The sequence below is a fragment of the Gemmatimonadota bacterium genome (genome assembly GCA_016719105.1).
Taxonomy (GTDB): Bacteria; Gemmatimonadota; Gemmatimonadetes; order Gemmatimonadales; family Gemmatimonadaceae; genus SCN-70-22.
Genome location: JADKAQ010000014.1, coordinates 269,265 through 292,617, shown reverse-complemented (window position 1 = coordinate 292,617; position 23,353 = coordinate 269,265). Strand labels below are relative to the sequence as shown.

The 23,353-nt window shown below is 69.3% G+C and carries 18 protein-coding genes; 9 read left to right on the top strand and 9 right to left on the bottom strand.

Annotated features, from left to right (window positions below):
* Positions 1-19: 19 nt before the first annotated feature.
* Entirely contained in the window at positions 20-2,806 is a 2,787-nt protein-coding gene (locus tag IPN47_15895) for a carbohydrate binding family 9 domain-containing protein (protein MBK9409497.1), read from the bottom strand.
* Between the two features lie 183 nt (positions 2,807-2,989).
* On the opposite strand from IPN47_15895, the gene IPN47_15890 reads away from it, so the two are divergent.
* From IPN47_15890 to IPN47_15875, 4 genes are all read left to right on the top strand, one after another.
* A complete protein-coding gene (locus IPN47_15890; GenBank protein ID MBK9409496.1) occupies positions 2,990-3,667 on the top strand; it encodes a hypothetical protein in 678 nt (225 codons plus the stop codon).
* A 12-nt stretch (positions 3,668-3,679) separates the two neighbouring features.
* Complete coding sequence (locus IPN47_15885; protein MBK9409495.1) at positions 3,680-4,873, top strand: hypothetical protein; 1,194 nt, start codon at positions 3,680-3,682, stop codon at positions 4,871-4,873.
* Between the two features lie 547 nt (positions 4,874-5,420).
* Positions 5,421-6,602, top strand: coding sequence for a DegT/DnrJ/EryC1/StrS family aminotransferase (locus IPN47_15880; GenBank protein ID MBK9409494.1), 1,182 nt, complete (start codon positions 5,421-5,423; stop codon positions 6,600-6,602).
* 56 nt (positions 6,603-6,658) lie between these two features.
* Positions 6,659-7,708, top strand: a complete 1,050-nt coding sequence (locus IPN47_15875; GenBank protein ID MBK9409493.1) for a hypothetical protein — start codon at positions 6,659-6,661, stop codon at positions 7,706-7,708.
* 34 nt (positions 7,709-7,742) lie between these two features.
* Here the strand turns inward: IPN47_15875 and IPN47_15870 are convergent, their stop codons facing one another.
* The gene (locus IPN47_15870; GenBank protein ID MBK9409492.1) at positions 7,743-9,059 is read right to left on the bottom strand and encodes an amidohydrolase family protein; all 1,317 of its coding nucleotides are present in this window, start codon (positions 9,057-9,059) and stop codon (positions 7,743-7,745) included.
* Between the two features lie 127 nt (positions 9,060-9,186).
* Entirely contained in the window at positions 9,187-10,713 is a 1,527-nt protein-coding gene (locus IPN47_15865) for a hypothetical protein (protein MBK9409491.1), read from the bottom strand.
* Between the two features lie 252 nt (positions 10,714-10,965).
* Between IPN47_15865 and IPN47_15860 the strand changes: the two genes are divergently transcribed.
* The 5 genes from IPN47_15860 to IPN47_15840 all read left to right on the top strand — a co-directional run bounded on the left by IPN47_15860 (position 10,966) and on the right by IPN47_15840 (position 16,746).
* On the top strand, positions 10,966-12,345 hold the full coding sequence (locus tag IPN47_15860) for a serine hydrolase (protein ID MBK9409490.1): 1,380 nt from the start codon (positions 10,966-10,968) through the stop codon (positions 12,343-12,345).
* Between the two features lie 141 nt (positions 12,346-12,486).
* The gene (locus IPN47_15855) at positions 12,487-12,903 is read left to right on the top strand and encodes a hypothetical protein (GenBank protein ID MBK9409489.1); all 417 of its coding nucleotides are present in this window, start codon (positions 12,487-12,489) and stop codon (positions 12,901-12,903) included.
* Between the two features lie 24 nt (positions 12,904-12,927).
* Positions 12,928-13,455, top strand: a complete 528-nt coding sequence (locus tag IPN47_15850) for a GNAT family N-acetyltransferase (GenBank protein ID MBK9409488.1) — start codon at positions 12,928-12,930, stop codon at positions 13,453-13,455.
* Positions 13,456-13,539: 84 nt separating this feature from the next.
* The gene (locus tag IPN47_15845; GenBank protein ID MBK9409487.1) at positions 13,540-14,355 is read left to right on the top strand and encodes an alpha/beta fold hydrolase; all 816 of its coding nucleotides are present in this window, start codon (positions 13,540-13,542) and stop codon (positions 14,353-14,355) included.
* Positions 14,356-14,406: 51 nt separating this feature from the next.
* Positions 14,407-16,746, top strand: coding sequence for a DPP IV N-terminal domain-containing protein (locus IPN47_15840; GenBank protein MBK9409486.1), 2,340 nt, complete (start codon positions 14,407-14,409; stop codon positions 16,744-16,746).
* 22 nt (positions 16,747-16,768) lie between these two features.
* On the opposite strand, the gene IPN47_15835 is transcribed toward IPN47_15840, so the two are convergent.
* From IPN47_15835 to IPN47_15810, 6 genes are read right to left on the bottom strand one after another with little or no spacing between them, the layout of a single operon-like run.
* A complete protein-coding gene (locus IPN47_15835) occupies positions 16,769-17,386 on the bottom strand; it encodes a hypothetical protein (GenBank protein MBK9409485.1) in 618 nt (205 codons plus the stop codon).
* Between the two features lie 21 nt (positions 17,387-17,407).
* Complete coding sequence (locus tag IPN47_15830) at positions 17,408-18,682, bottom strand: ABC transporter substrate-binding protein (protein MBK9409484.1); 1,275 nt, start codon at positions 18,680-18,682, stop codon at positions 17,408-17,410.
* 44 nt (positions 18,683-18,726) lie between these two features.
* Positions 18,727-19,857: a branched-chain amino acid ABC transporter permease gene (locus tag IPN47_15825; GenBank protein ID MBK9409483.1), complete on the bottom strand. Its 1,131-nt coding sequence runs from the start codon at positions 19,855-19,857 to the stop codon at positions 18,727-18,729.
* Complete coding sequence (locus tag IPN47_15820) at positions 19,854-20,750, bottom strand: branched-chain amino acid ABC transporter permease (GenBank protein ID MBK9409482.1); 897 nt, start codon at positions 20,748-20,750, stop codon at positions 19,854-19,856. Before IPN47_15820 ends, IPN47_15825 begins: the two co-directional genes overlap by 4 nt.
* On the bottom strand, positions 20,747-22,588 hold the full coding sequence (locus tag IPN47_15815; protein ID MBK9409481.1) for an AMP-binding protein: 1,842 nt from the start codon (positions 22,586-22,588) through the stop codon (positions 20,747-20,749). The genes IPN47_15820 and IPN47_15815 overlap by 4 nt, the downstream gene beginning before the upstream one ends.
* Complete coding sequence (locus tag IPN47_15810; GenBank protein ID MBK9409480.1) at positions 22,585-23,343, bottom strand: ABC transporter ATP-binding protein; 759 nt, start codon at positions 23,341-23,343, stop codon at positions 22,585-22,587. Before IPN47_15810 ends, IPN47_15815 begins: the two co-directional genes overlap by 4 nt.
* Positions 23,344-23,353: the final 10 nt, after the last annotated feature.

Sequence of the window (23,353 nt, the reverse complement as noted above, 5' to 3'; positions counted from 1 at the left end):
GTGGGGACGTCCCCGCCGGTCACAGCGGGAGCCAGTAGCTGACCTTCACGAGGAACGTGTTGTCGGTCGGCGCCTTGAGCAATGCCCGCCAGTCGCGCGACATGACGAAATCCCCGGCCACCACGTCGCTCCGTTGCCGGCGCTGCCAGACCAGGAAGATCGTCGACCCCGGCCGGTACTCCCAGCGAACGACGGCGTTCCCGATGAGCGAGCGCACGTTGAAGTCCTGCTCGTCGATCGTGTGCTCGGGCGTGCCGTTGCCGTCGAAGTCGAAGTAGCGCACGGCGTTGGCGTCGACACACGTCGCTCCGCCCTGACAGCGCACCGCCTCCCCGCTCCCGACCGCCGTTCCCTCGCCAAATCGATTGAAGTCGAACGACGAGGGCGAGAGGAGCTGCTTGTAGTTGGAGTAATCGCCCGACGAGACCAGCGGTTGGGCGAAGAACTGGAAGGAGAGCGTCGGAGAGAAGGCCGCGTTGATGCGCGTGGGGAGCGCCAGCTCGCGGCGCGCGACCTCGCCAAAGAAGTAGCGAGAGCCAAAGGTGGGGGCGAATCCCGCGGCGTCCATCGTCGAGACGTACTGCGCCCCGATCGACGCGTGTGTGTAGCGCGGCTCGATCTCGATCTCGAGGCGCGACGACGGACGCACGTTGATCTCCAGCGAGGTCTGGAACTCATTGCCGCCGTTGAGCGCCGATCGCTTGAGGTAGATGCTGGGCTCCAGCGCGAGGCGCGCACGCTGATCGCTCTGGAGCGACAGGCGCAGGTCGCCCCAGCGCGGCTGCAGCATCAACGGCCCACCGCGCGTCCCCGTGCGGTCCATCGTCTCCGGATGCCACTGCGTGTTGGCGTCGAGCCGCCAGAAGTTGTTGAACTCGACGTTGGCGTTCACCCCCACCGACCCGGCCACGTGCGCATTTCCCCACGCAGCGGTCGAGAACGAGCCGGCGACCGCATCGTGGCTCCAATTATGGAAAGTCGACAATGAGACGTTGTACGAGCGGAGCAACGTCCCCGGGGTGATCTCGCGGTACTGCACGCGCGCCCCGCCGTCGAGTACCTCCTGGCGCGTACTGAACCCTGCGTCGTTGATCTCGAATCCCGGTGAGACCTCGGCGGCCCACACCGAGCCGGTCCAGTGCTGCCCGCGTCGTTTCTCCACCGTCATGCGCCAGTCGTATCCCGACATGGCGCGCGCCGAGGAGTCCACGCCGTTGCCGCGAGAGTCGGGGCGCTGGAAGAAGTGGTTGCTGGCCCGTTGCAGCCGGATCATCGCCGTGGAATCGCCCCGCACGTGGCTCCCGGCCCAGTAGCCGAAGAATGCCCAGGTGCGATTGCTCCACTGGTGTTCCCAGTCGATCCCGCCGTTGAACGCGGAGGTCGTGAGGAAGTCGAACGAACCGTCGCCCGGCAGGTTGCGGCGGAGCGACGACCCGATGACGCCGATGGTGGAGGCGCCGCCGTTGAAGTCCTGCCGTGCACGCAGCACGCCGTACTCCGCGCGCGGCTCGACCATGAACGGTCGCTCGGGATCGGACTCGCCAAGGTAGGCGCGCCCGTCGGCCTGTTGTGTGACCGCCGCCAGCGCCCCTAACGAGAGCCCGCGCTGCGTGCGCCCGGTGAGCTTGGCGGCGCCGAGGATGTTGGCCGAGGCGGGGACATCGGCGAAGAGCGTCCCTTCGGGAGCCGAGCCGCGCGGCGAGCGTCCCAGGCGGCGCGAGTAGTACAGCCGGTTGCGGCCACCCGAGAGCGAGAAGTCGAAGATCTTGGCGTCTTCAACGAAGAACGGGCGCCGCTCCTCGAAGAACTGCTCGAAGGCGGAGAGGTTGATGACCGCGGGGTCGGCCTCCACCTGGCCGAAATCGGGGTTGATCGTCGCGTCGAGGGTGAACTGTCCCCCCAATCCCACGCGCACGTCGGTCCCCACGCGCGACCCGCCATCGCGTCCCGTGCGGAACGGATTCCCGGCCTCCGCCGTCCCGCGAAAGACGGAGCCTAACGCGTACGGGCGCAGCTCCAGGCGCCGGGCGCTGCGCGCCTTGACCCCCTCCAGCCGGCCGAACTGCGACACGAGCCCGCGCTGCGTGCGCGAGACCAGGGCGAAATGCGTTTCTTCGTTCGTCTTGAGGCGACGGCGCACGAAGTTGATCCCCCACGCCTGTTCGCCATCGCTGGCGCGAAAGCGCAGCTGCGACAGTGGAATGCGCAGCTCGGCCGTCCAGCCGAGCGAGTCGATGGCGACCGCGGAACTCCAGACGCCGTCCCACGTGCGATCGCGCTCGTTGTCGTCGAAGACGTACTCATCGCGTTGCACGTTGGCCGCGCTCACGCGGAAGACAAAGCCGGTGCGTCGGTCGAGGTTGGAGTCGAAGGCGACCTCGAAGTAGTCGGCTTGTGCATCCTGGTCGCGGCGCACCACCTGCCGGGCAATCGACGCGGGGTCGCGGTCGTACATGCGTGCGGCAATCCAGACCGACGATTCGTCCATCAGGAGCCGCACTTCGGTCCGTTCCTCGGCCGGAGCCCCCTCGACCGGGACGCGCTGTACGAAGCCGCTCGCCGCCGGTGCCGCGCTCCATGCCGCCTCGTCGAGTCGGCCGTCGAGGTTGATCGCGCTCGCACGCGGCGCGACGCGCAGGGTCGGGCGCATGGGCGCGCGCGCCGCGGCGGGCGTCTCCACGGGCGTTCCCTCCTGCGCCGTGGCGGCGGAGGGGAGCGTAACCAGCAGCGCGACGGTCGCAGCAGGCGCGACGAGCGCGCGCAGCGCGTTGCGCGCTGTACGGACGGCGAAGGGAACTCGGAGCACGAACCGTGTGAACGGATGGGGGCGTGCGGCGCGACAAGCGCGCCCAGCCACTGAATACGCACCGCGACGCCCCGGCGTTCGGCCGGTCGCGGGACCTTCGAAGCCTCGCCGACGCCCGGCTTCCGACTGGCGAATCGGGCGTTGGTGAGGTAACCAATAGCGACCTTTCCCTCGAGGACCGAGATGACCCTCAGTCGAACGCCCGCTCGCGCGATCGCCGTCGCCGCGACCGTCCTGCTCCTCCCCCTGACGACCGAAGCGCAGCAGGCGCAGCCAGCCCCACAGCAGCGGATGACCTTCTTCATCACGAGTGCGGGACCGGGGAACGGCGCCGACCTGGGCGGGCTCGAGGGAGCCGACCGGTTCTGCCAGGGGCTGGCGCAGACCGCAGGGGGCGGTGACCTCACCTGGCACGCCTATCTCAGCGTCCCGGCCATGGACGGAAAGGCCGCCATCAACGCGCGCGACCGCATCGGAAAGGGGCCGTGGCACAATGTCGCCGGGACGCTCATCGCGCGCACGGTAGGGGAACTGCACAACAGCGCCGCCAACCTCACCAAGGAAACGATCCTCACCGAGAAGGGGGCCAAGGTCAACGGGCGCGGCGATACCCCCAACATGCACGACATCCTCACCGGCTCCACCCCGGACGGGACCGCCTATCCGGCGGGGAGCGACTCATCGTGCAACGCGTGGACGAGCCACGGCGAAGGCAGCGCACGTGTAGGGCACCACGACCGGCAGGGGGGCGGGGAATTCCCGACGTCGTGGAACTCGGCGCACCCGTCGCGCGGCTGCAGCCAGGACAACCTCAAGGCGACGGGCGGGAACGGGTTCTTCTTCTGCTTTGCGGTGACCTGAGCGGCGAACACAATGCCTAACGTGACGTTCGTCGTGATCCGTGCGGCGGTGCTCGGCGTATCGTGGGCGACCGCCGCCGCCGCCCAGGGGGCCACGCGCGGGCTCCCCAAGCCGGAGGTCGAGCATCGCGAACCGTTCACCGCCATCTCCGGGCTGCGCGAGCTCTCGAACGGGCGGGTCATCGTCGCCGATGGCCGCGACAAGACGTTGCAGCTGATCGACCTCGTGCGGGGCACGGCGACTCCCGTCGGGCGCGCTGGCGCAGGGCCCGGCGAGTGGGGGACACCCACGACGCTGTATCCCCTCCCGGGCGACAGCACGCTCATGCCCGACTGGAGCAACGCCCGCCTTCTGCTCATCGGCCCCGACGGCAAGCCCGCCGGCACCCGGCCGCTCGCCGGCGAAGGGATGCTCTTCGCCGCGGATCTCATCGGAATCGACGGATCGGGTCGCATGCTGCTGCGGCAGTCGAGGCGACCGGCCAGGCCCACCGACCCCAGCGTGGGGATGGCGGAGTTGCTCGTCCACGATAGGCGGAGCGCTCGCACCGACACCATTGGCACCCTCGCCGAACCCCAGGGGGAAATGACGGCGGCGCGACTCCTGCCGGGCGGGATGGTGCAGTGGTCGACCAACCTCCCGCTTGCCGCGCGCGACCTGGCGGCCATTGCGCCAGACGGGCGCGTGGCCATCGTACGCGCGGCGCCATATCGGGTCGAGTGGATCGCGCCTAACGGCACGCGCATCACGGGACCGGTGGCCCAGGGGCCGGCCATCCGCGTGACCGACGACGAGAAGGCGGCCTTCGCCAAGTCCCAGCTGCGTCCCGGTGGGATCATCGTGGCCGGTCCGTCGGGGGCGCCCCCCGCCGCCAAGGGCGCCGCGTCGCCACGGGCGCGCACGCCGAAGCTGTCGAAGGCCGACATCGAGCGCATGCTCACTCCCGACCAGACGTGGCCCGAGGTCAAGCCACCCTTCCTCGACAAGGCGGCGGGCGTTGCTCCTGACGGTCGGCTCTGGGTGCTGCGCACCCGTGCACACGACGATCCCGTCCCCACCTACGATGTCTTCGACGGCGCCGGTCGGGTGGTGGAACGCGTCGCACTCCCGCCGGCCACACGACTCATCGGCTTCGGCAAGGGAACGCTCTATCTCGCCCGCACCGACGACGACGAACTCGTCTGGCTGCAGCGCGTGCGTCGGTAGCCGAGCATGCTGGCGCTCGATCCCGCCAACCCCGTCGTCGCTCTCTGTGCCGCCGGCATGCAGCTCGAGGGAGAGCCGGACAAGGCGCGCCCCCTTTTTGAACAGGCGTGGGCCACCCGGTCCAACGACCTCGAGGCGAGCATCGCCGCCCATTACCTCGCACGCCACCAGGAGAGCGCGGCCGATCGCCTCCATTGGAATGCGATCGCGCTGCGCCACGCCGACGCGCTCCCGGTTGGTGAGGCGCGTGACCTGCTCCCCTCGCTCTGCCTCAATCTCGCCGACTCGCTGTTGGCGATCGGGCGCGCGGACGAGGCCCGCGCCATCGCACACCGCGGGCGTGCGACGCTCGACGCCTTGGCGCCGGACGGCTACTCGGCGTTCCTGCGCCTTGGCTTCGAGCGCCTGCACGAGCGTCTTGGCGCGACGTCGTCCTCGGGTCGAGGGTCCCTGCGGCCGCTTCGACGCTGGCCATTCGTTGCGCCCGACGCCTTCCTCGGTCAGCTTCCCCGGGGGGGAGGCTTCAGGTGCACGCACGGAGGAACCCATGGACGACGTTTCGCGACGGGGCTTCATCGAAACCGCTGGCGCCAGTGCTGCGATGGCGGCCTTCGCCTCGCTCTCGCCGGCAACCGCCAGCGCGGCGACGCCGGCCACGCACGGTCAACGCTCGACACTGGCCAACGGCGCGGTCCACCTCTCGGGCGACGGTCTCGCCCTCACCCCGCGCGAATACGCCACCCTCCTCCAGGACCTCACCGCCACGCGTGACGTGGCCGAAGACACCTACCTCCTTGGCGGGGAGGTCGAGGCCTTCGAGCAACGGTGGGCCCGGCTCCTGGGCAAGGAGACCGCGGTCTTCATGCCCTCCGGGACGCTCGCCAACCAGCTGGCGGTGCGCGCCCTCGCCGGCAACAAGCGTCGCGTGATCGTCCCCGACATGAGCCACATGTACAACGACACCGGCGACGCCTGCCAGACGCTCTCCGGGCTCACACTCCTCCCGCTCGCCCCGCTCAAGGCGACCTACACGCGCGCCGACGTCGAGGCGGTCGTCAAGCGCACGGCGAGCGGGCGCGTCGCCACCGACGTCGGCGCGCTGGTGATCGAGAGCCCCATTCGCCGCCTGTCGGGGGAGATGTTCGACTGGGACGAGGCCCAACGGGTCACCGCCTTCGCCCGCGAGCACGGCATCGGCACGCATCTCGACGGCGCCCGACTCTTCATCGCCTCGGCCTACACAGGGATAGCGCCCGCGGAGTACGCGAAGCACTTCGACACCGTGTACGTGTCGCTGTGGAAGTACTTCAACTGCGGCATCGGGGCCGTGCTGGCCGGGCCGCGGCGTGTGCTCGACGGCATGTTTCACGTACGCCGCATGTTTGGCGGCAACCTCGCCGTGGGGTGGCCGGCCGCGCGGGTGGCCGGGCACTTCATGGAGGGCTTCGAGGGGCGCCTGAAGAGTGCGGTGCAGGTCTCGGAGAACTTCTACAAGGAGATCGCCCGTCACCCGCGCGTGCGCGTGGAGCGCATCCCGAACGGGACCAACCTGACGCGCCTCCACATCACGGGGGGCGACCTGGAGGTCGCGGCCACCCGCCTGGCGCAGCGGGGGATCTTGCTGCCGAGGGGGACACCAGACGGGACGCTGACGTTAGGCGTCAACGAGTCCTGGAACCGCACGACCGGCACGCTGCTCGCCGCTGCCTTCACGCAGGCCCTCGCCTGAGCGGCCGGGGGCGCGTGCACCGGCGGAGCCGCAGGGTCGAGTCGTTCGCACATCGCGTGTGCCTGGCCGTCGGCGCGATCGCGCTGCTGGCCGCCGTTGCCCCCGTCGCACGTGCCCAGGGGCGCGTCGTCGTCGATACCGTGCGAGCGCGCACCCTGCTCGGCAACCGCGTCGGTGATCCCGCCACGCGGGAGGTCTACACCTACCTCCCGCCCAGCTACGACCGCGACCGCACGCGCCACTTCCCCGTGCTCTATCTCCTGCACGGGATGACGTCGCATCCACGCGAGTGGCTCGATGGCTCCTACCAAGGATTTGACCTGCGCCGCACGATGGACTCGCTGGCGCGCACCGGCAGCGAGTTCCTCGTCGTGATGCCGCACGCCGACAACAGCTACGGCGGCACCTTCTATGTGAATTCGGTCGCCTTCGGCCGCTGGGACGACTTCATCGGCCGAGAGCTCGTGGGGTACATCGACGGGCGCTATCGTACCATGCGCGACCGGCGGCATCGTGGGATCGCGGGACAGTCCATGGGGGGATTCGGCGCGCTGTCGATCGTACAGTCGCACTCGGCGACCTTTGCCAACGTCTACGCCATGAGCCCGTGCTGCCTGACGTTGGCGGCCGACCTCGCTCCCGCGAGCCCACTGTGGCTAGCGGCGTCGCGCCTCGCGCCGGCGACACCGCCGCGCACCACGGGCGAGCGCATCGTGCGCGCGATGGCCATCGCCTTCGCCCCGTCCTTCCGCCGCGGCGCGCCGCTCGTCCTCCCCTACATGCCACGTGCTGGCACCACTCGCGAGGTGCGCGCGGTGCGGCGCACGTGGGGGCGCTTTCTTCCGGTCGATCGCCTGGCGCGCGACCCCGTCCCCGTGCGGGCGCTCTGCGGGATCGTCATCGATTACGGCACGTCAGACCAGGTGGCGAGCGTTCCGGTCGGGGTCCGCGCCTATTCCGCGGCGCTGCAGCGCGCCGGCATCGCGCATACCGTCGAGGCCTACGACGGCGGGCACGTCGACAAGGCGCGCGACCGGTTCGAGCGGCACCTGCTCCCGTACTTCGCCCGCGTCTTCGCCAATAGCGCGACGCGCCCGGGGTGCTGACCCCCGTGCCCGGGCGCGCGCTCCCGGCGCGAGCCTAACGCGGGAGCGGTCGCCCGCGCAGCACCACCTGGCGGATGCGCGTCGTGTTGCGGATATCGGCGAGCGGATTCCCCTCGAGCAGGACGATGTCCGCCACGCGACCCGCGGCAATCACTCCGTGCGTCCGCTCGCGGCGCATGGCGCGGGCGGGGACGGTGGTCGCCGTGGCCAGCGCCGCCGCCGGCGTGAGTCCGGCCTCCACCAGCAGTTGCAGCTCGCGGTGAATGTAGGGGAGCGGGACGCTGTCCGGTCCCACGAAGCCGTCCGTCCCGGCGAGGATCGGGATCCCCGCGGCCTGCGCGCGCACGGCGAGTGCGGCCCCCCACTTCGCCACCTCGGGCTTGACCCCGTCGCGCGCAAAGACCCACAGCGTCGGCTCGAGATACGTCCCGTGCGCCTTCATCGCGGTGAGCACGGCGAGCAGTTCGGGGCCGTCGGCGCGGACCTTGGCGTACGGCCCTTCGATGCGCTTCCACGAATCCTCGGGGCGCACCTCGGGTGCCCCCTGCCACGAGAGGTACGGTGCGTGCGTGAGCACATCGACGCCGGCCCCGGACAGCTGCAACGGCCGCGCGGGGAACGTCGTCCCGTGCGCCACCACGCGCATCCCCTGCTTGTGCGCCTCGGCGGTGAACGCCGCCACGATCGTGCTGTCGAGCATCGCGTACAGCTTGAGCACCTCGGCCCCTGAACCGCGTGCCGCCGCGACCGCCAGCGCCACGTCGGTCTCGCTGGAGATCGCCTGCGCCCACGGCGCCTTGCCGGGCGCGTAGCCGAGCGAGGCGCCGATGAAGCGCGGGTCGGTGAAGAAGTTGGGCCCCGCCATCACCGAGGCGTAGGCGATCTCGGGGGCGATGATCTCCTTCGACATCGCCGCACGCGCGTACTCTCCCGCCGTGCGGTTGTCGCCGGCCATGGCCTGCACCATCGTGACGCCGCCGCGCGCGCCGCGTTCGAGGGCGCGCGCCATCCCTGGCGTGAGATGTACGTGATGGTCGACGAGGCCGGGAATCGCGAAGAGGCCGCGCCCCGGGACCCGTTCGTCGATGCTGTCGGGGAGCGTCGCGCTCGCCGGCTGTACGGCGACGATGCTGTCATCGCGTATGACGATGTTCTGCATCGGCGTCACGCGGCGCGCGTCGACGTCGATGACGCTGATGGAGTCGATGACGACAGTGCGGGGGCGCGGGGCCGGGCGTGGGGCGCCTTGCGCGTGCAGCGGCGATGCAGGCCACCCGAGCGAGGCGCCTCCGAGCAGGACGAGCGACGCCGCGCGGATGACGATGTGGCGAGAGGAGGAGTGGTGCGGCATTGCGGCGCGTGGTCAGGCGAGATGAGAGGCGAGCGTTTTCGGGAATTGGCTCGCCGGGGTGGGGGGACGCAAGGCGGAGCGACGAAGCAGGACCGATCGGGCTCGCCTTGCGCCCTTGCTCACCGTGTCAGCGATGCCCCTCCCGCCACTCCATCAGCACCTCCTCCACCTCATCCGACGCGTCCCCCGCCTCCATCGCCGCCCCAGCCGCCAGCAGCAACCGGGCGATCTCGGCGTGCTCGCCGCCCGCCGGCCCATGCAATGACCCGTGGCAGCACCAGCCGAGCGGCGTCCCCCCGTGATGCGCGTCGCGCGTGGTGAGCAGCGCCCGGCCCGCGGGATAGCCGAGAATGGCGGCCACGCTCGCCACCGATCCCTGCCACGCCGCGCAGTGCAGCGCCGTCCCGGCATCGTGCCCGGGCATCGCCGGGTCGAACCCCAGCTCCAGCATGAGCGCCACCGCGGCGGCATCGCCGTTCCACGCCGCATCGGTCACTGCACGATGGTCGTTAGGCGCGAGCGAGGCCACGAGCCCCGGTTCGTCGCGCAGCAGGGCGCGCGCCCGCTCGGCGTCGCCGCGACGGCAGGCAAACCGCAGCCGCTGTACCGGCGTCGCGAACGGGAGCATCGCCGCCAGCGTGTCGTCGTGCCCGAACTGCGCCGCGACATCCATCGGCGACCGACTGCTCCCAATCGTCCAGAAGTAGATGTGATAGCTGCTCGGTGGCATCTCGGCGTAGCGCCCGCGCCCCGTCTGTTCGTCGAGCAGCGCTGGGTCGCGTCGCAGCATCGCCACCACATCGTCCGTGCGTCCCAGCGCCGAGGCGAGCATGATATCGGCCGAGGCGCCGCGCTCCACGAGGTACTGCGCCAGGTCGTAGCGCCCCGCGCCTCGCGACCGGTCGAGCATCCACTCGGCGGCGGTGGCGCGATGATCGACGTCGCGCGCGTCGAGGTCGGCCCCGGCGTCGAGCAGGAGGTCGATCACCCGTCGCGAGCGGGCGAAGTGCAGCGGCGTCTGTCCATCGCCGCCACGCTCGCGCACGCGAGACGCATCGGCGGCAAGCAGCGACGCCAGAAGCTCCGGCTTGTCGAGGTGCGCGGCCGCACAGGCATCGGCAACAGCGCCAGCTGCAAGCAACCGCTCGGCGGCCACCCCCGTTGCCACGTGCAAGGGATGGAAGCCCCCCGCCCACCACTCGCTGCGTTTGTTGGGATCGGCACCCACCTCCAGCAGCACCTCAACCATCGCCGCGTCACCGGCGCATGCCACGAGCGCTGGCGCATTGAAGGGGAAGAACGGCGCGTTGATGAACGGGCGGAACTCGGCGTGCTGCGTCAGGAGACGCCGGAGAGCCGCCGCGTCGCGACGCTGCATGGCGTCGTGCACCTGTTCGTGCGGCGCACGCGCGGCCGCGATGCGATCCTCGATGTGACGCTTGAGCGCTCCCCAATCGTGAAAGCCGTACTCGCGCGCCAGGACGAACTGCGCGTCGGCGAGCACGATGCGGGCTTTGTCGGGGAGGGCGGCGCGCACGCGCGCCGTTGCCTCGGGGTCGCCGCCGGCAAAGACACGCAACAGCTCCTTGGCCAGGGTCTTCTGCTGCGCGAGATCTGCGCGCGCGGGGAGCGTGCGACGGAACGGTGAAGCCATGGGACGCCTCCTTCGATATGGCCGGCGTCCGCACCATCGGCCCGAAGAGGGCGCATGGAATCATGCCACCACAGGGGAGGGCGCTGCCCTTTCCGCGGACCGGAGGCGTCCCCTACGCCGAGGCGGAATATCGGCGTGCGATGGCGGCACGGCAAGCGACACCGGTGGGTGGCGCACCGCTCGACAGCACCCTGTCACGCCATCAGTTTGAGCTGGTCGAGCCATCCGCGTTTTCCCTCATCGCCGCGAATCATGATCCGCCCGGTCTACTGCATCGCTGCCCTGCTCCTGATGGTCGCGCCTGTCCGCGCCTCGGGGCAGTACCGCCTCCCTTCGGACGAACGCGTGAAGGCGATCCTCGCCGAGCAGGTCGGACCCAAGCATGCGGCTGGCGTGGTCATCGGGCTCATGGAAGCCGACGGCTCGACACGGATCCTGAGTGCAGGCAAGGCCGACAACGGCGCACTCGTGCTCGACGGCCACTCGGTCTTCGAGATCGGTTCCATCACCAAGACCTTCACCAACGCCATCCTCGCCGACATGGTGCGCAAGGGCGAGGTGAGCCTCGATGACCCGGTGCAGAAGTACCTCCCCAGCACCGTCAAGATCCCGACGCGCAACGGCAAGGAGATCACGCTGCTCGACCTGGCCACCGCGTCGTCGGGTCTCCCGGGCATGCCGAGCAACTTCAAGCCGAAGGACCCGACCAATCCGTACGCCGACTACACCGTCGCGCAGATGTACGAGTTCCTGAGCGGCTACACGCTGACACGCGACATCGGCGCGCGGTACGAGTACTCCAACCTGGGCATGGGGCTGCTCGGGCATGCGCTCGCCCTCAAGGCCGGCAAGTCGTACGACGCGCTCGTCGAGGAACGCGTGCTCAAGCCGCTCGGCATGAAGGACACGAAGATCGAACTCACCCCCGACCTGAAGCGTCGGCTCGCACTGGGGCACAACCCCGCCGGCACCGTCGTGGCAAACTGGGACTTGCCGACGCTTGCCGGGGCGGGGGCGCTGCGCTCCACCGTGACCGACATGCTCAAGTACCTGGCCGCCAATCTCGACAGCACCAGCAAGCCGTTAGGCACGACGCTCGCCTTCACCCACACGTCGCGCCGCCCCACCACCAGCCCGACGCTGACCATGGGGCTGGGGTGGCACATCCTCAAGTCGCCGGGCGGGAGCGTGGTCTGGCACAACGGTGGGACGGGCGGCTATCGCACCTTCATGGGCTTCGACCTGGCCAAGCGCGTCGGCGTCGTGGTGCTCTCCAACTCCGCCATCTCCGTGGACGACATCGGCCTGCACGTGGTCGACTCGCTCGTCCCCCTCACCAAGCCGCCGGTCGAGCGCAAGGAAGTGGCGATCGACGCCGCGCTGCTGTCGCGCTACGAGGGGACCTACCAGCTCACCCCGCAGCTGCAGCTGATGGTGACCGTCGAGAACGGATCACTGATGATCGCCGCCACCGGACAGAACAAGCTCCGTGGGCGACCGTACGGCGAGAAGGACTTCTTCGTCCCCGAGGCGCAGGCCGAGTTCAGCTTCGTGCTGGGCGACGACGGCAAGGCAACGCAGCTGATCTTCCGCCAGCCTGGCGGACAGATGGTGGCGAAGAAGGTGCAATAGGTCGCGGGGCGCCGGGGACGAGTCCCGCTCGTCCCGGCGATGCAGTGCATCTTCCCCGATGTGGTTGCATCCTCCGGGCCTGATGAGGAGATGAAGATGAGGAAGCTGCATCCACGACCGCATGCGTTCCCCTGGCGTGTGATGGTCGCCCTGACATTCGCGACGCTGGCGGCGTGCGCCGAGCCTAACGGTGTCGCCGCGCCCCCGCTCGTGGTGACCGCGACCGCCGACCGCGAGACCATGGCGGCGCGTGGGCTCACCGTCCTGGAACTCTCCGCGCGCAACGATGGGACGCGTGCCGTCACGCTCAGCGGGTGCCCCGCAGCGCCAGCGTATTACCTCGACGAGGAGCTCGGTGCCTGGTTCGAGGTGGCGTCGGTCGGCGTCGTCTGTCCGGCCAACCAGGTGATCGTGCGCGTCACGGTCGCGCCGGGCGCGGCGGTGCGCCGGACGTTCACCGTCGCGAAACCCGGACGGTACCGCTTCCGTTTGTTGGTCGACGCCCCTGACGACGGGGCGACGCTGACGCTGACGTCGAACGCGGTGGACGTCCGGTAGCTCTCTCGCGCCGCCTGACGAATCATGCAGATCGAGTACTACGCGACCGGCGAGCTCTCGCCGTCGCTCCGCGCGGAGATCCTCGCCGTGTGCGAATCGGCGTACGAGGAGCCCATGGCCCCGTATCTCACGGACATCGGTCCGGGCGTGCACGCGGTGGGGCGAATCGATGGCCGACTCGCGACGCACGCGATGTTGGTCACACGCATGCTGCAGCTGACGGGGCGCCGTGCGTTGCGCACCGCCTACGTTGAGCTGGTCGCCACGGAGCCGTCGCTGCAGGGGCGCGGCTACGCCTCGGCGCTCCTGCGCGACCTGGTGACTCAGCTGGGCGACTACGATCTGGCGGCGCTGTCGCCCTCCGACGAGGGGTTCTACGCCCGGCTCGGGTGGGAGCTGTGGCGAGGCCCGCTCTCGGTGCGAACCGATCGCGGCCTGGAAGCGTCGCCCGACGATGAAGCGGTGATGATTCTGCGGTTAGCGCGCACGCCCCCCGACCTGGATCTCCACGCACCGCTTTCGGTCGAGTGGCGTCCCGGCGAGGTCTGGTAGCTGGGTGAGCGCCGGGGTCAGCTCTCGCGGCGGCGTCGCTCCCCCTAGGTTTCAGCGGGTCGCACCACGACTCGTCCCACCCGCATGCCCCCGGATCGGCTCCCACACCACCTCCCCCGGCAGCTCCTCGCACTCGGCGCCCTCCTCATCGGCGCCGCGTGCGCCCCCGTGCACGTCGCTGAACTCCCGCCGGCCAACGGCGAGACCGTCGTGCTCCTGCACGGCCTCGCACGCACCTCGTCGTCCATGCGCCGCATGGAGCGTTCGCTGGAGCAGGCCGGGTACCACGTCTGCAACATCGAGTACCCGTCGCGCGCGCACTCGGTCGCCGAGCTGGCCCGCGACCATGTGGCGCCGCGCATCGCCGAGTGTGCGCCGGCGAACAGGGGGGAGATCCACTTCGTCACGCACAGCCTGGGAGGCATCATCGTGCGGCAGCTGGCGGCGAACCAGGCGGTGCGCGAGATCGGGCGCGTGGTGATGCTCGGCCCGCCGAGTCGCGGCAGCGAGGTGGTCGACGCCATGGGTGACTGGCGGCTCTTCCGTTGGATCAACGGCCCGGCCGGAACTGAGTTGGGGACCGCGCCTAACGCCACCCCGCAGCGGCTCGGCCCCCCGGCCTTTCCCGTCGGTGTGATCGCCGGGACGCGGTCGGTCAACTGGATCCTCTCCCTCATCATCCCCGGCGACGACGATGGGAAGGTCTCGGTGAAGAACGCGCGGCTCGACGGGATGCGCGACTTCGCGGTGGTGAAGGCGGCGCACCCGTTCCTCATGAACGATCGCGACGCCATCACGCTCACGCTGCGCTTCCTGGCGCGCGGGTGCTTCACCTGCGATGCGCCTGCCGGTCCAAGTCGCAGGGCCATTCCGGGGGAGACTCCATCGACCCCTCCTTGACGGCGGCCGCCGGAAGGTCGTTCTTCGTGCGTCCTTTCCGGAGTACTTCCCGTGCGCATTCGACTCGGCGGAACGCTCGCTTTCGCGGCCCTCTTCACCCACGCCAGCCTCGCTGAGGCGCAGGGCGGCCACCCGCAGTCCACCAGCGCGCGCTACGCCCGCGCCGACGCCTTCCTCCCCTGGAACGCGCAGGCGCTGGTCTCGGGGAATACGGTCGACCCGCACTGGCTCGAGGGCGACCGCTTCTGGTTCCGCGCGGCCCGCGGGAATGGCGGCGAGTTCCTCGTCGTCGATCCGGCCCGTGGGACGCGCAACGTCGCCTTCGACCATGCGCGGCTCGCCGCGGCGCTGTCGGTGGCGGCCGACACCGCCTACACGGGTGAGAAGCTCCCCTTCACGGACTTCGAGTTCCTCCGCAACGGACAGTCGATCCGGTTCAACGTCGCCGACTCGGCCCGCTTCACCTGCGACATCGTGGCCTACACGTGCGCAGCGAAGGAGAAGGCGGTCGCGCCGGCCAAGGACGAGATCCGCTCGCCGGATGGGAAGTGGGCCGCCTTCTCGCGCAGCGAGAACCTCTGGGTCCGCAACGTCGCCACGGGGGAGGAAGTGCAGCTCTCCACCGATGGCGAGGCCAACTGGGGCTATGCCGTCGTCCCCGAGGGATGCTGCCAGGAAATCACCAATCGCCGGTCACGCCGAAAGGTCTGGCCCGTCCTGCGCTGGTCCCCTGACTCCAAGCGCATCGCCACGCACCGCTACGACGAGCGCAAGGTCGAACTCCTCCACCTCGTCGAGACCGTTCCCGGCGCGCGTCCAAAACTCCACAGCTACCACTACGCCCTCCCCGGCGATTCGATCATTCCCACCTGGGAACCCTACGTCTTCGACGTCGAGGCGAAGCGCGGCATCAAGCTCGACATCGCCCCCATCCCGGGCTTCTTCACCACCGCCGATTCGGCCTTCCACGACGTGCAGTGGACGCGTGACGGGAACACGCTCTTCGTCACCGCCCGATCACGCGACTTCAAGAAGTACGACGTCTATGAGAGCGACCCCGTCAGCGGCAAGTCGCGCCTCGTCTTCACCGAGTCGGGGCCCACGTATCGCGAGCTCAACCAGTTCGGCGGTCCCCCCAATTGGCGCCCGCTCAAGAACGGCAAGGAGCTGCTCTGGTGGTCCGAGCGTGATGGATGGGGACACCTCTATCGCATCGACGTCGCCACGGGGAAGGTCATCGCACAGGTCACCAGCGGCCCATGGCTCGTGCTCGACCTCCTCTCGGTCGACGAGACGCTGGGGACGGTGCACTTCGCCGGCGTGGGGCGCGAGCCGGGGATCGACCCGTACTACAAGCACCTGTACAAGGTCGCCCTCGACGGGAGCGGGCTCACGCGCCTGAGCATGGAGCAGGCCGATCACCAGCTGTGGGATACGCCGTCGGGGAAGTACTTCATCGACCTCTACTCGCGGCGCGACCTCGCCCCCACCGCCGTAGTGCGTGCGGCTGACGGGCGCGTCGTCCAGACCATCGACAAGGGAGACATCTCGCGCCTGGAGGCCATTGGGTGGAAGCCCCCCGTCGCCTTCAGCGCCAAGGGGCGCGATGGCGTCACCGACGTCCACGGCTACCTCTACTTCCCCACCGACTACGACTCCACCAAGCAGTATCCCGTCGTCGACTACATCTATCCGGGGCCACAGGTCGGCGCGGTCTTCACCCGATCGTTTGTCGCCAGCGCCCCCGGTGCCCCGCAGTCGCTGGCGGAGCTGGGCTTCATCGTCTTCACCGTCGACGCCTTCGGGTCACCCGTGCGTTCCAAGGCGTTCCACGACGCCTACTACGGCAACATGACCGACAACGGGATCCCCGACCACATCACGGCGCTCAAGCAGCTCGCCGTGCGCCACCGGTCGATGGACCTCGATCGCGTCGGGATCTACGGTCACTCCGGGGGCGGCTTCTCGGGGACCGATGCCATCCTGCGCTACCCCGACTTCTACAAGGTCGCCGTCTCCGGCGCCGGCAACCACGACCAGCGCGGGTATCACTTTCCGTGGGGGGAGAAGTATCACGGCCTCGTGGTCAAGAACCCCGCCGGCGGGAGCAACTACGACTCGCAGGCCAACCAGAACCTCGCCGCCAACCTCAAGGGGAAGCTCCTGCTCACCTACGGCACGCTCGACGACAACGTGCACCCGGACATGACGCTCGCCGTGATCGACGCGCTCATCCGGGCCAACAAGAAGTTCGACGTCTTCGTCTATCCCAACCGCAACCACGGCTACGCCGGGGAGGCGTACGCGATCCAGCAGACGCTGGACTACTTCGTGCGACACTTGCGGCACGAGGAGCCGCCGGCCGACTACGTATTCCGGCTGCCGCGTTAGGTGCCGGCGGCGCCGACCGGCATCAGCCCGTCAGCGGGAAGATGCGCTGCAGGTCGGCGCTCAACAGCCCCTGCTCATAGTCGCTGAGCGCCCGCACCTCGTCACCCAGATCATCCGCGTTCACCAGCACGAGTTCGGGGCGCCACTCGCCCTCTTCGTAGGGCATCGCAAGGAAGTGTCGCACTGAGGGGTTGTCGAGCGCCGCATCGTTGAGCACCAGCACGGCGTCCGTGCCGGGCTGCCAGCCGGCGATGTTGTGCACCGCGCCGCGCACCTCCCACGGACCTCGGAACTGAAACAGCGCAGGGATCACCTTCATCGCGTCCGCGATCACTCGTTCGGAGACGCGTCCGGCGACGCCGCCAATCGTGTCCGTGGGGACCGACATCATGTGGGAGATGTCCACCGCACGCGCCTGATCGAGCGCGTCGAATCCATGGCTCGGCGTGAAGTCGTCGCGATCCACCAGGGGTCGCCACCAACTCGACTTCACCTTGCGCAGACTGGCCAGCACGGCCAGTCCATGCTCCGTGGCGTACTCGGCGCGCGACAGGCATACGCACAGGTGCTTGCCCCCGGAGGCTTCCCCGGGGAGCACCATCTCGTGCAGGAAGACCATGCCGGCCGAAGGTGTTGTCACGGTATCTCTGCGCGTGCTGGCTCAGCGCTTCTTCGTGAAGACGATCGCCTTGGCCGCCTCAGAGGCGTAGCCACGCGCGACGATCGTGAAGCCACCGAGCACCGACGGGTCGATGGCATAGATGTTCGTGGCGCGCGGGGGCTCACGCGATTCGACGGCACCGTAGCGGTAGTTGCCGACCACGCCCTGCATGTCGACGTCGCCGAGCGAGGTGAGCGCCTTGGCGATTCCGGCGCGGCTCAGGTCGCCCGACGTTGCGGCGGCTTCAAGGACGGTATGCAGCGTCTTCGCGAACGCCCACCCCGCGACGAAGTAGAAGTCACCGACCTGCTCGGGGGTGTACTTGCGCTGCGCGTTCAGGATCTCCTGGACGGCGGGATTCGTCGCCGTGTCGGCGGGCGTCGCCATGTCGGTCGACGTCCAGAGGTGCTCCTTGGCATAGGCGGCGATGGGAGATTTGCCGAGCACCTGGTGCCACGTGGGCGACGTGGAAATCCATCGCGCGTTGAAGCCTAGTTGCGCCGCGGTTCCCATGATCTTGGCCGTCTCGGTGGGGAGCGACGTGAGGGCCACCGCGGCGCAGTTGGCATTCTTGAGCTGCGTGACCTGCGCGACGAAGTCCTGGTCGCCGGGGCGGAACTTGGCCGCCGAGGCGACCGTCGTGCCTAACGCCTTGGTCGCGATCGCCGCTCCCTCGTCGCCCGCCTGGCCGTAGCCGGTGGCCATCGACATCGTGCAGATCGGCTTGCCCTGCCCCCCGGCCCTGTTCCACCAATAGTCGATGCCGTTCGCGACTTGCACCTGGTACGGCGACATCGTCGGGATGAGGTGCGGCTCGCGCACCCACTCGGCGTCGAAGGTCGTCGGGATGGCGAGGATGTTGTCCTCGGCCATCAGCGGGAGCGTCACGTTGACGTGATCGGTGCCGAGAATCATCGCGAACGCCGCGATCTGGTCCTTGATCTTGTTGTACTTCTGGACCGAAGTGGACGGGTTGGCGTAGGTCACGTCCTCGGAGATGACCTTCACCTTGTACTTCCCGCCGATTCCGCCCTTGGCATTGAGCTCGGCGAAGTAGGCCTCCTCGCCCGCCAGAATGGGCTTGCCGATGAGGGCGACGGCGTCGGACAGCGGGACAAGGTTGCCGACGGTGATGGTGTCGTTGGCGACGCCGGGAGTCGGCGCGCTGGCGGCGGCTTCGCCCCCCTTCTCACCGCCACCGCAGGCAGCGCCTAACGCGAGTGAGAGGGCGACGACGGTGCGGCGCGTGCGACGGACGAGTTGGATCGAACGCATCGGGATCCTCCGGGTGCTGGAGACGAGAGAGAGGGGACGCAGCGTCAGTAGGAGAAGGGCCACGCCTTGAAGTAGAGCTTGAGGCGCAACCAGATGCCGGAGAGGCCGCGCGGTTCGAACAGGAGAAAGGCGATGATCAGGGCGCCGAAGATCATCTGGTTGACCGTGGCGATCGTGATTCCTCCCCCGCTCGCCGGCCCGGTGGCGAGCGAGAGCGCCGGCGCGAGCATCTCGACGAGGCGAGGCACGGCGGTGAGGAAGAGGGCGCCGAGGATCGAGCCGTGAATCGTCGCCATCCCGCCGACGACGATCATCGCGATGTACTGGATGGAGAGCGGAAGCCCGAAGTCGAGCGGCGACACATAACGAGCGTATGCCGCATACAGCGCTCCCGCCACCGCGGCGTACGCACTCGAGACCACGAAGGCGCCAACTTTGTACTTCACCAGGCTCACCCCGATCACCTCGGCAGCCACGTCGCGGTCGCGGATGGCCTGCATCGCGCGCCCGGGGCGCGTACGCACGATGTTCTTGGCCAGGAGGGCGAGGACGGCGACCGTTCCCCAGATCAGGTAGAAGAAGCCGTGGTTGCGTGACAGTGGCGCGTCGAGCCCGGGAATCGACAGGCGTGCGAAGTCGAGGCCGAGGAACGAGACACGCGCGCGAACGGAGACTCCCGTGAGGCCGCCGGTGACAGAGGTCCAGTTCTCGAACACGTGCTGCCCGAGGACGACGAGGGCGAGCGAGACGATGACCAGATAGTTGCCACGCAGCCGCAACGCGAAGGGGCCGGCGACGCCGCCGATGAAGCCGCCGATGATCCCCGCCCCGATGAGCCAGAGCGGGAAGGGGAGGTCGAAGCGCGCGGTGAGCCACGCCGCCGAGTAGGCCCCGGTGCCAAGGAAGAAGGCGTGGCCGAGCGAGACCTGCCCGGTGTAGCCGCTCAGGAGATTGAGCCCGATCGCGCCGATCGACGTGATGCCGCCCATGATCAGCACCGACGTCCAGAAATCGTCGAGGGCGAACGGGGCGGCGATCATGACGGCGAAGAGCGCGGCGAGCGCGACGCGCGCGAGCCGGCTCGGGAAGATGCGCGCGTCGTCCGCATAACGACGCGTGAGATCCTGGCTGGCGCCCGACGCACCGAGAAGACGCTCGAAGACGGTGGCGCTCATACGCGGCGGATCTCCGGCGTCCCGGCGATGCCGTACGGGCGCACGAGGAGGACGAGGAGCATCACGGCGTACGGGGCGACGACGTGCACGTTGTTGCCGAGCCATGGCGCGTTCGGCGTGAGGTACGCCGCGGCCAGGACCTCGGTGAGGCCGATGATGATCCCGCCGGCGACGGCGCCGTTCGGCGAATCGAGCCCGCCGAGGATCATCGCGGGGAAGGCCCGCAGGGCGATGGCACCGATGGTGAGGTCGACCCCCTTCGAGCCGGAGGCGAGCAGGATGCCGGCGAGCGCGGCGATCGCGCCGGCAATCGCCCACGCGACGCCGTAGACCGCGCCGGCGCCAATGCCGTTGGCGAGCGCCGCCTCGGGGTCGGCGGCGGTGGCGCGCATCGCGACGCCGCGCACGGAGAAGGTGAAGAAGGCCCACAGCGCCACGAGGACGCTGCCGGCGGCGCCGATCGTCCAGAGGTCGGCGACCTTCACGGCGATCGCGCCTAACGCCACGGTATCGATCCCCCACGGGTCGCCGAGCACGACCGGGTCGTAACCCCAGAAGGCGCCGCCGAACTGCTCGAGCAGGATGAGCAGCCCGAGGGAGACCATCGTCACCGAGAAGACGGGTTTGCCGACGAGCGGGCGCAGGACGAGGCGCTCGACGACGGCACCGAGCAGCGCCATCGCGACCATCGCGCCCATGATGGCGACGGGGAAGGGGAGCCCCAGCGTCATGCGCAGCGTTGCGGCCACGTACGCGCCGAGCATGACGAAGCCGCCCTGCGCGAAGTTCACCACCCCCGTTGCCTTGTAGATGGTGACGAATCCGACGCTCACGAGGGCGTAGACCGATCCTAACGAGACGCCGGCGACGAGGTACCGGAAGAAGTCGTTCACCGGTACATCCCCTCGATGAGGTCCGAGAACTGCGCGGCGATGGCGCGGCGCTTCACCTTCTGCGTCGCGGTGAGCTCCCCTTCCTCGTGATCGAGCTCCTTGGGGAGGAGGGCGAAGCGCTTGACCTGCTCGACCTGCGCGAGCGTCCCGTTCACCTCCTGCACCCAGGCGTCGATGAGCTTGACCACCTCGGGGCGGGCCGAGAGGTCGGCGTAGGTCGTGAAGGCGATGCGATGGCGCGTCGCCCAATCGCCGACGGTGTCAAGCTCGATCCCGATGAGGGCGACGAGGTACTTCCGCTTGTCGCCGATGACGATCGCCTCGCGCACCCACGGCGAGACCTTGAGCGCGTTCTCGATCCACGACGGCGAGACGTTCTTCCCGCCGGCGGTGATGAGGATGTCCTTCTTCCGGTCGGTGATCGTGAGGAAACCGTCGGCATCGAGCGTCCCGACGTCGCCGGTGTGCAGCCATCCCTCCGCGTCGATCGCCTCGCGGGTCGCCGCCTCGTTCTTGAAGTAGCCGGCAAAGGTGCCGGGCCCTCGCGTGAGGATCTCGCCGTCGTCGGCGATGCGGATCTCTGAGCCGGCATACGAGCGACCAACCTTCCCGATGCGCACGTCGTCAGGCGCCGTGAAGGTGGCGATGGCGGTGTTCTCCGTCATGCCGTATCCCTCGCAGATCTTCACACCGATCGCCCAGAAGAACTCAAGGACCGTGGGCGCGATCGGCGCAGCGCCGCTCCCGGCGAGCTTCACGCGCGACAGGCCGAAATGATGGCGCAGCGGGCGATAGAGGAGGAGCCACCCGAGGGCGTACGTCAGGCGATCGAGCGGGGTGAGCGGCGTGCGCGACAGGACCTTGCGGGCGATGCGCCTGCCATGGGCGAGCCAGATGTCGTAGTTCTTCCGCTTGAGCCACGACGCGTCGCGCATCTTGATGTCGATGGACGCGAGGATCTTCTCCCACACGCGCGGGACGCCGATGAAGCGATGCGGCTGCACGTCGCGCAGGTCCTGCGCGAGCGACTCGCCGCCGCCGCCGAAGTTCACCGTGACGCCGCAACGGAGCGGGAGGATCGTCGAGAGCAGGCGCTCGAGGATGTGGCAGAGCGGGAGATAGGAGAGGATCTCCTCGCCTTCCTGCCAGCCGAGCACCGAGGTGAAGGCCTCGCCCGAGGCCTCGAGGTTCGAGTGGCGCAACATCGCCCCCTTGGGCGGCCCTGTCGTCCCCGAGGTGTACACGAGGATCGCGACGGCGTTCGGGTCGACCTGCGCCACCCACTCGCGCAGCTCGTCGACCGTCGCGCCGGCGCCGAGCTGCTCGAAGTCGGCGATCGAGAGGAGGCGCGGGTCGCTGCCTAACGCGCGCACGCCGCGCGGCTCCATGACGACCACGTGGCGCAGTGCGGGGAGCTGGTCGCGCACCTGCACGATCTTGTCGAGCTGCTCCTCGTCCTCCACCACGCACACCACCGACTCCGAATGCGCCAGCACGTACTCCACCTCGGCCGACGGGCTGGTGGAGTAGACGCCGACGACGACCGCGCCGATCGCCTGCAGCGCCATGTCGCCCACCACCCACTCCGGGCGATTGTCGGCGAGGATGGCGACCCGGTCGCCGCGCGCCACACCTAACGCATGGAAGGCCCGCGCCTGGCGCGCCACCCACTGGGCGTAGTCGCGCCAGCTGTACTCGCGCCAGATCCCCAGGTCCTTGTGGCGCAGCGCGATGCGGTCGGGGTGGGCCGCGGCGCGCTGGAGGAGCGTCGCCGGCGAGCACGCGGGGAGCGCGCCGCTCGTCCGCACGCCGTCCGGTGCAACGGCCGTCGCCGTCATGCCGTCGCTCCGAGGTAGGCCTGGATCACCGCGTCGTCGCTCCGCACCGCGTCCGGCGTCCCGACGCTCAGGACCTTGCCGAAGTCGAGGGCGAGCACGCGGTCGGCGAGGTCCATCACGAGGCGCATGTCGTGCTCGACGAGGATGATCGCGATCCCGAGCTCGTTGCGGATTTCGAGCGTGTAGCGCGCCATGTCCTCGCTCTCCTCCTGGTTCATCCCGGCGACCGGTTCATCGAGGAGCAGGAGTGTGGGCTCCATGGCGAGGGCGCGCGCCACCTCGACGCGCTTGCGCACGCCGTAGGGGAGCGAGGCGACGTGCGAGAAGCGGTACGACTCGAGCTCCATGATCTCCAGGATGTCCTCGCATCGCGCGCGGTGCGTCATCTCTTCGTGTTTGGCGCGCCCGAGCCACAAGGCGGCCGACAGGTAGTCGGTCCGCATCAGGTGATGCCGGCCGAGCATGACGTTGTCGAGGACCGTGAGGTCGTGAAAGAGCGCCAGGTTCTGGAAGGTGCGCGCGATCCCGCGCCGGGCGATCGTCACGGGCGAGCGCCGGTCGATGCGTTCCCCCTGGAAGCGGATCTCCCCCTTGGTGGGACGATAGACGCCGCTCAGGCAGTTGAAGATCGACGTCTTGCCGGCCCCGTTAGGCCCGATGATGGCGAACAGCTCGCGCGGCAGCACGTGGAAGGAGACGTCGCTGAGCGCCGTCACGCCGCCGAAGGCGAGGGTGACGTGGTCGAACTGCACCATCGGCGCATCG

Bases quoted from the DNA above. Each gene is read 5' to 3' on its own strand.
- IPN47_15860 (MBK9409490.1), top strand. From the start codon at position 10,966: ATGATCCGCCCGGTCTACTGCATCGCTGCCCTGCTCCTGATGGTCGCG.
- IPN47_15865 (MBK9409491.1), bottom strand. From the start codon at position 10,713: ATGGCTTCACCGTTCCGTCGCACGCTCCCCGCGCGCGCAGATCTCGCG.
- IPN47_15855 (MBK9409489.1), top strand. From the start codon at position 12,487: ATGGTCGCCCTGACATTCGCGACGCTGGCGGCGTGCGCCGAGCCTAAC.
- IPN47_15815 (MBK9409481.1), bottom strand. From the start codon at position 22,588: ATGACGGCGACGGCCGTTGCACCGGACGGCGTGCGGACGAGCGGCGCG.
- IPN47_15830 (MBK9409484.1), bottom strand. From the start codon at position 18,682: ATGCGTTCGATCCAACTCGTCCGTCGCACGCGCCGCACCGTCGTCGCC.
- IPN47_15880 (MBK9409494.1), top strand. From the start codon at position 5,421: ATGGACGACGTTTCGCGACGGGGCTTCATCGAAACCGCTGGCGCCAGT.
- IPN47_15825 (MBK9409483.1), bottom strand. From the start codon at position 19,857: ATGAGCGCCACCGTCTTCGAGCGTCTTCTCGGTGCGTCGGGCGCCAGC.
- IPN47_15850 (MBK9409488.1), top strand. From the start codon at position 12,928: ATGCAGATCGAGTACTACGCGACCGGCGAGCTCTCGCCGTCGCTCCGC.
- IPN47_15890 (MBK9409496.1), top strand. From the start codon at position 2,990: ATGACCCTCAGTCGAACGCCCGCTCGCGCGATCGCCGTCGCCGCGACC.
- IPN47_15845 (MBK9409487.1), top strand. From the start codon at position 13,540: ATGCCCCCGGATCGGCTCCCACACCACCTCCCCCGGCAGCTCCTCGCA.
- IPN47_15870 (MBK9409492.1), bottom strand. From the start codon at position 9,059: ATGCCGCACCACTCCTCCTCTCGCCACATCGTCATCCGCGCGGCGTCG.
- IPN47_15885 (MBK9409495.1), top strand. From the start codon at position 3,680: ATGCCTAACGTGACGTTCGTCGTGATCCGTGCGGCGGTGCTCGGCGTA.
- IPN47_15810 (MBK9409480.1), bottom strand. From the start codon at position 23,343: ATGGTGCAGTTCGACCACGTCACCCTCGCCTTCGGCGGCGTGACGGCG.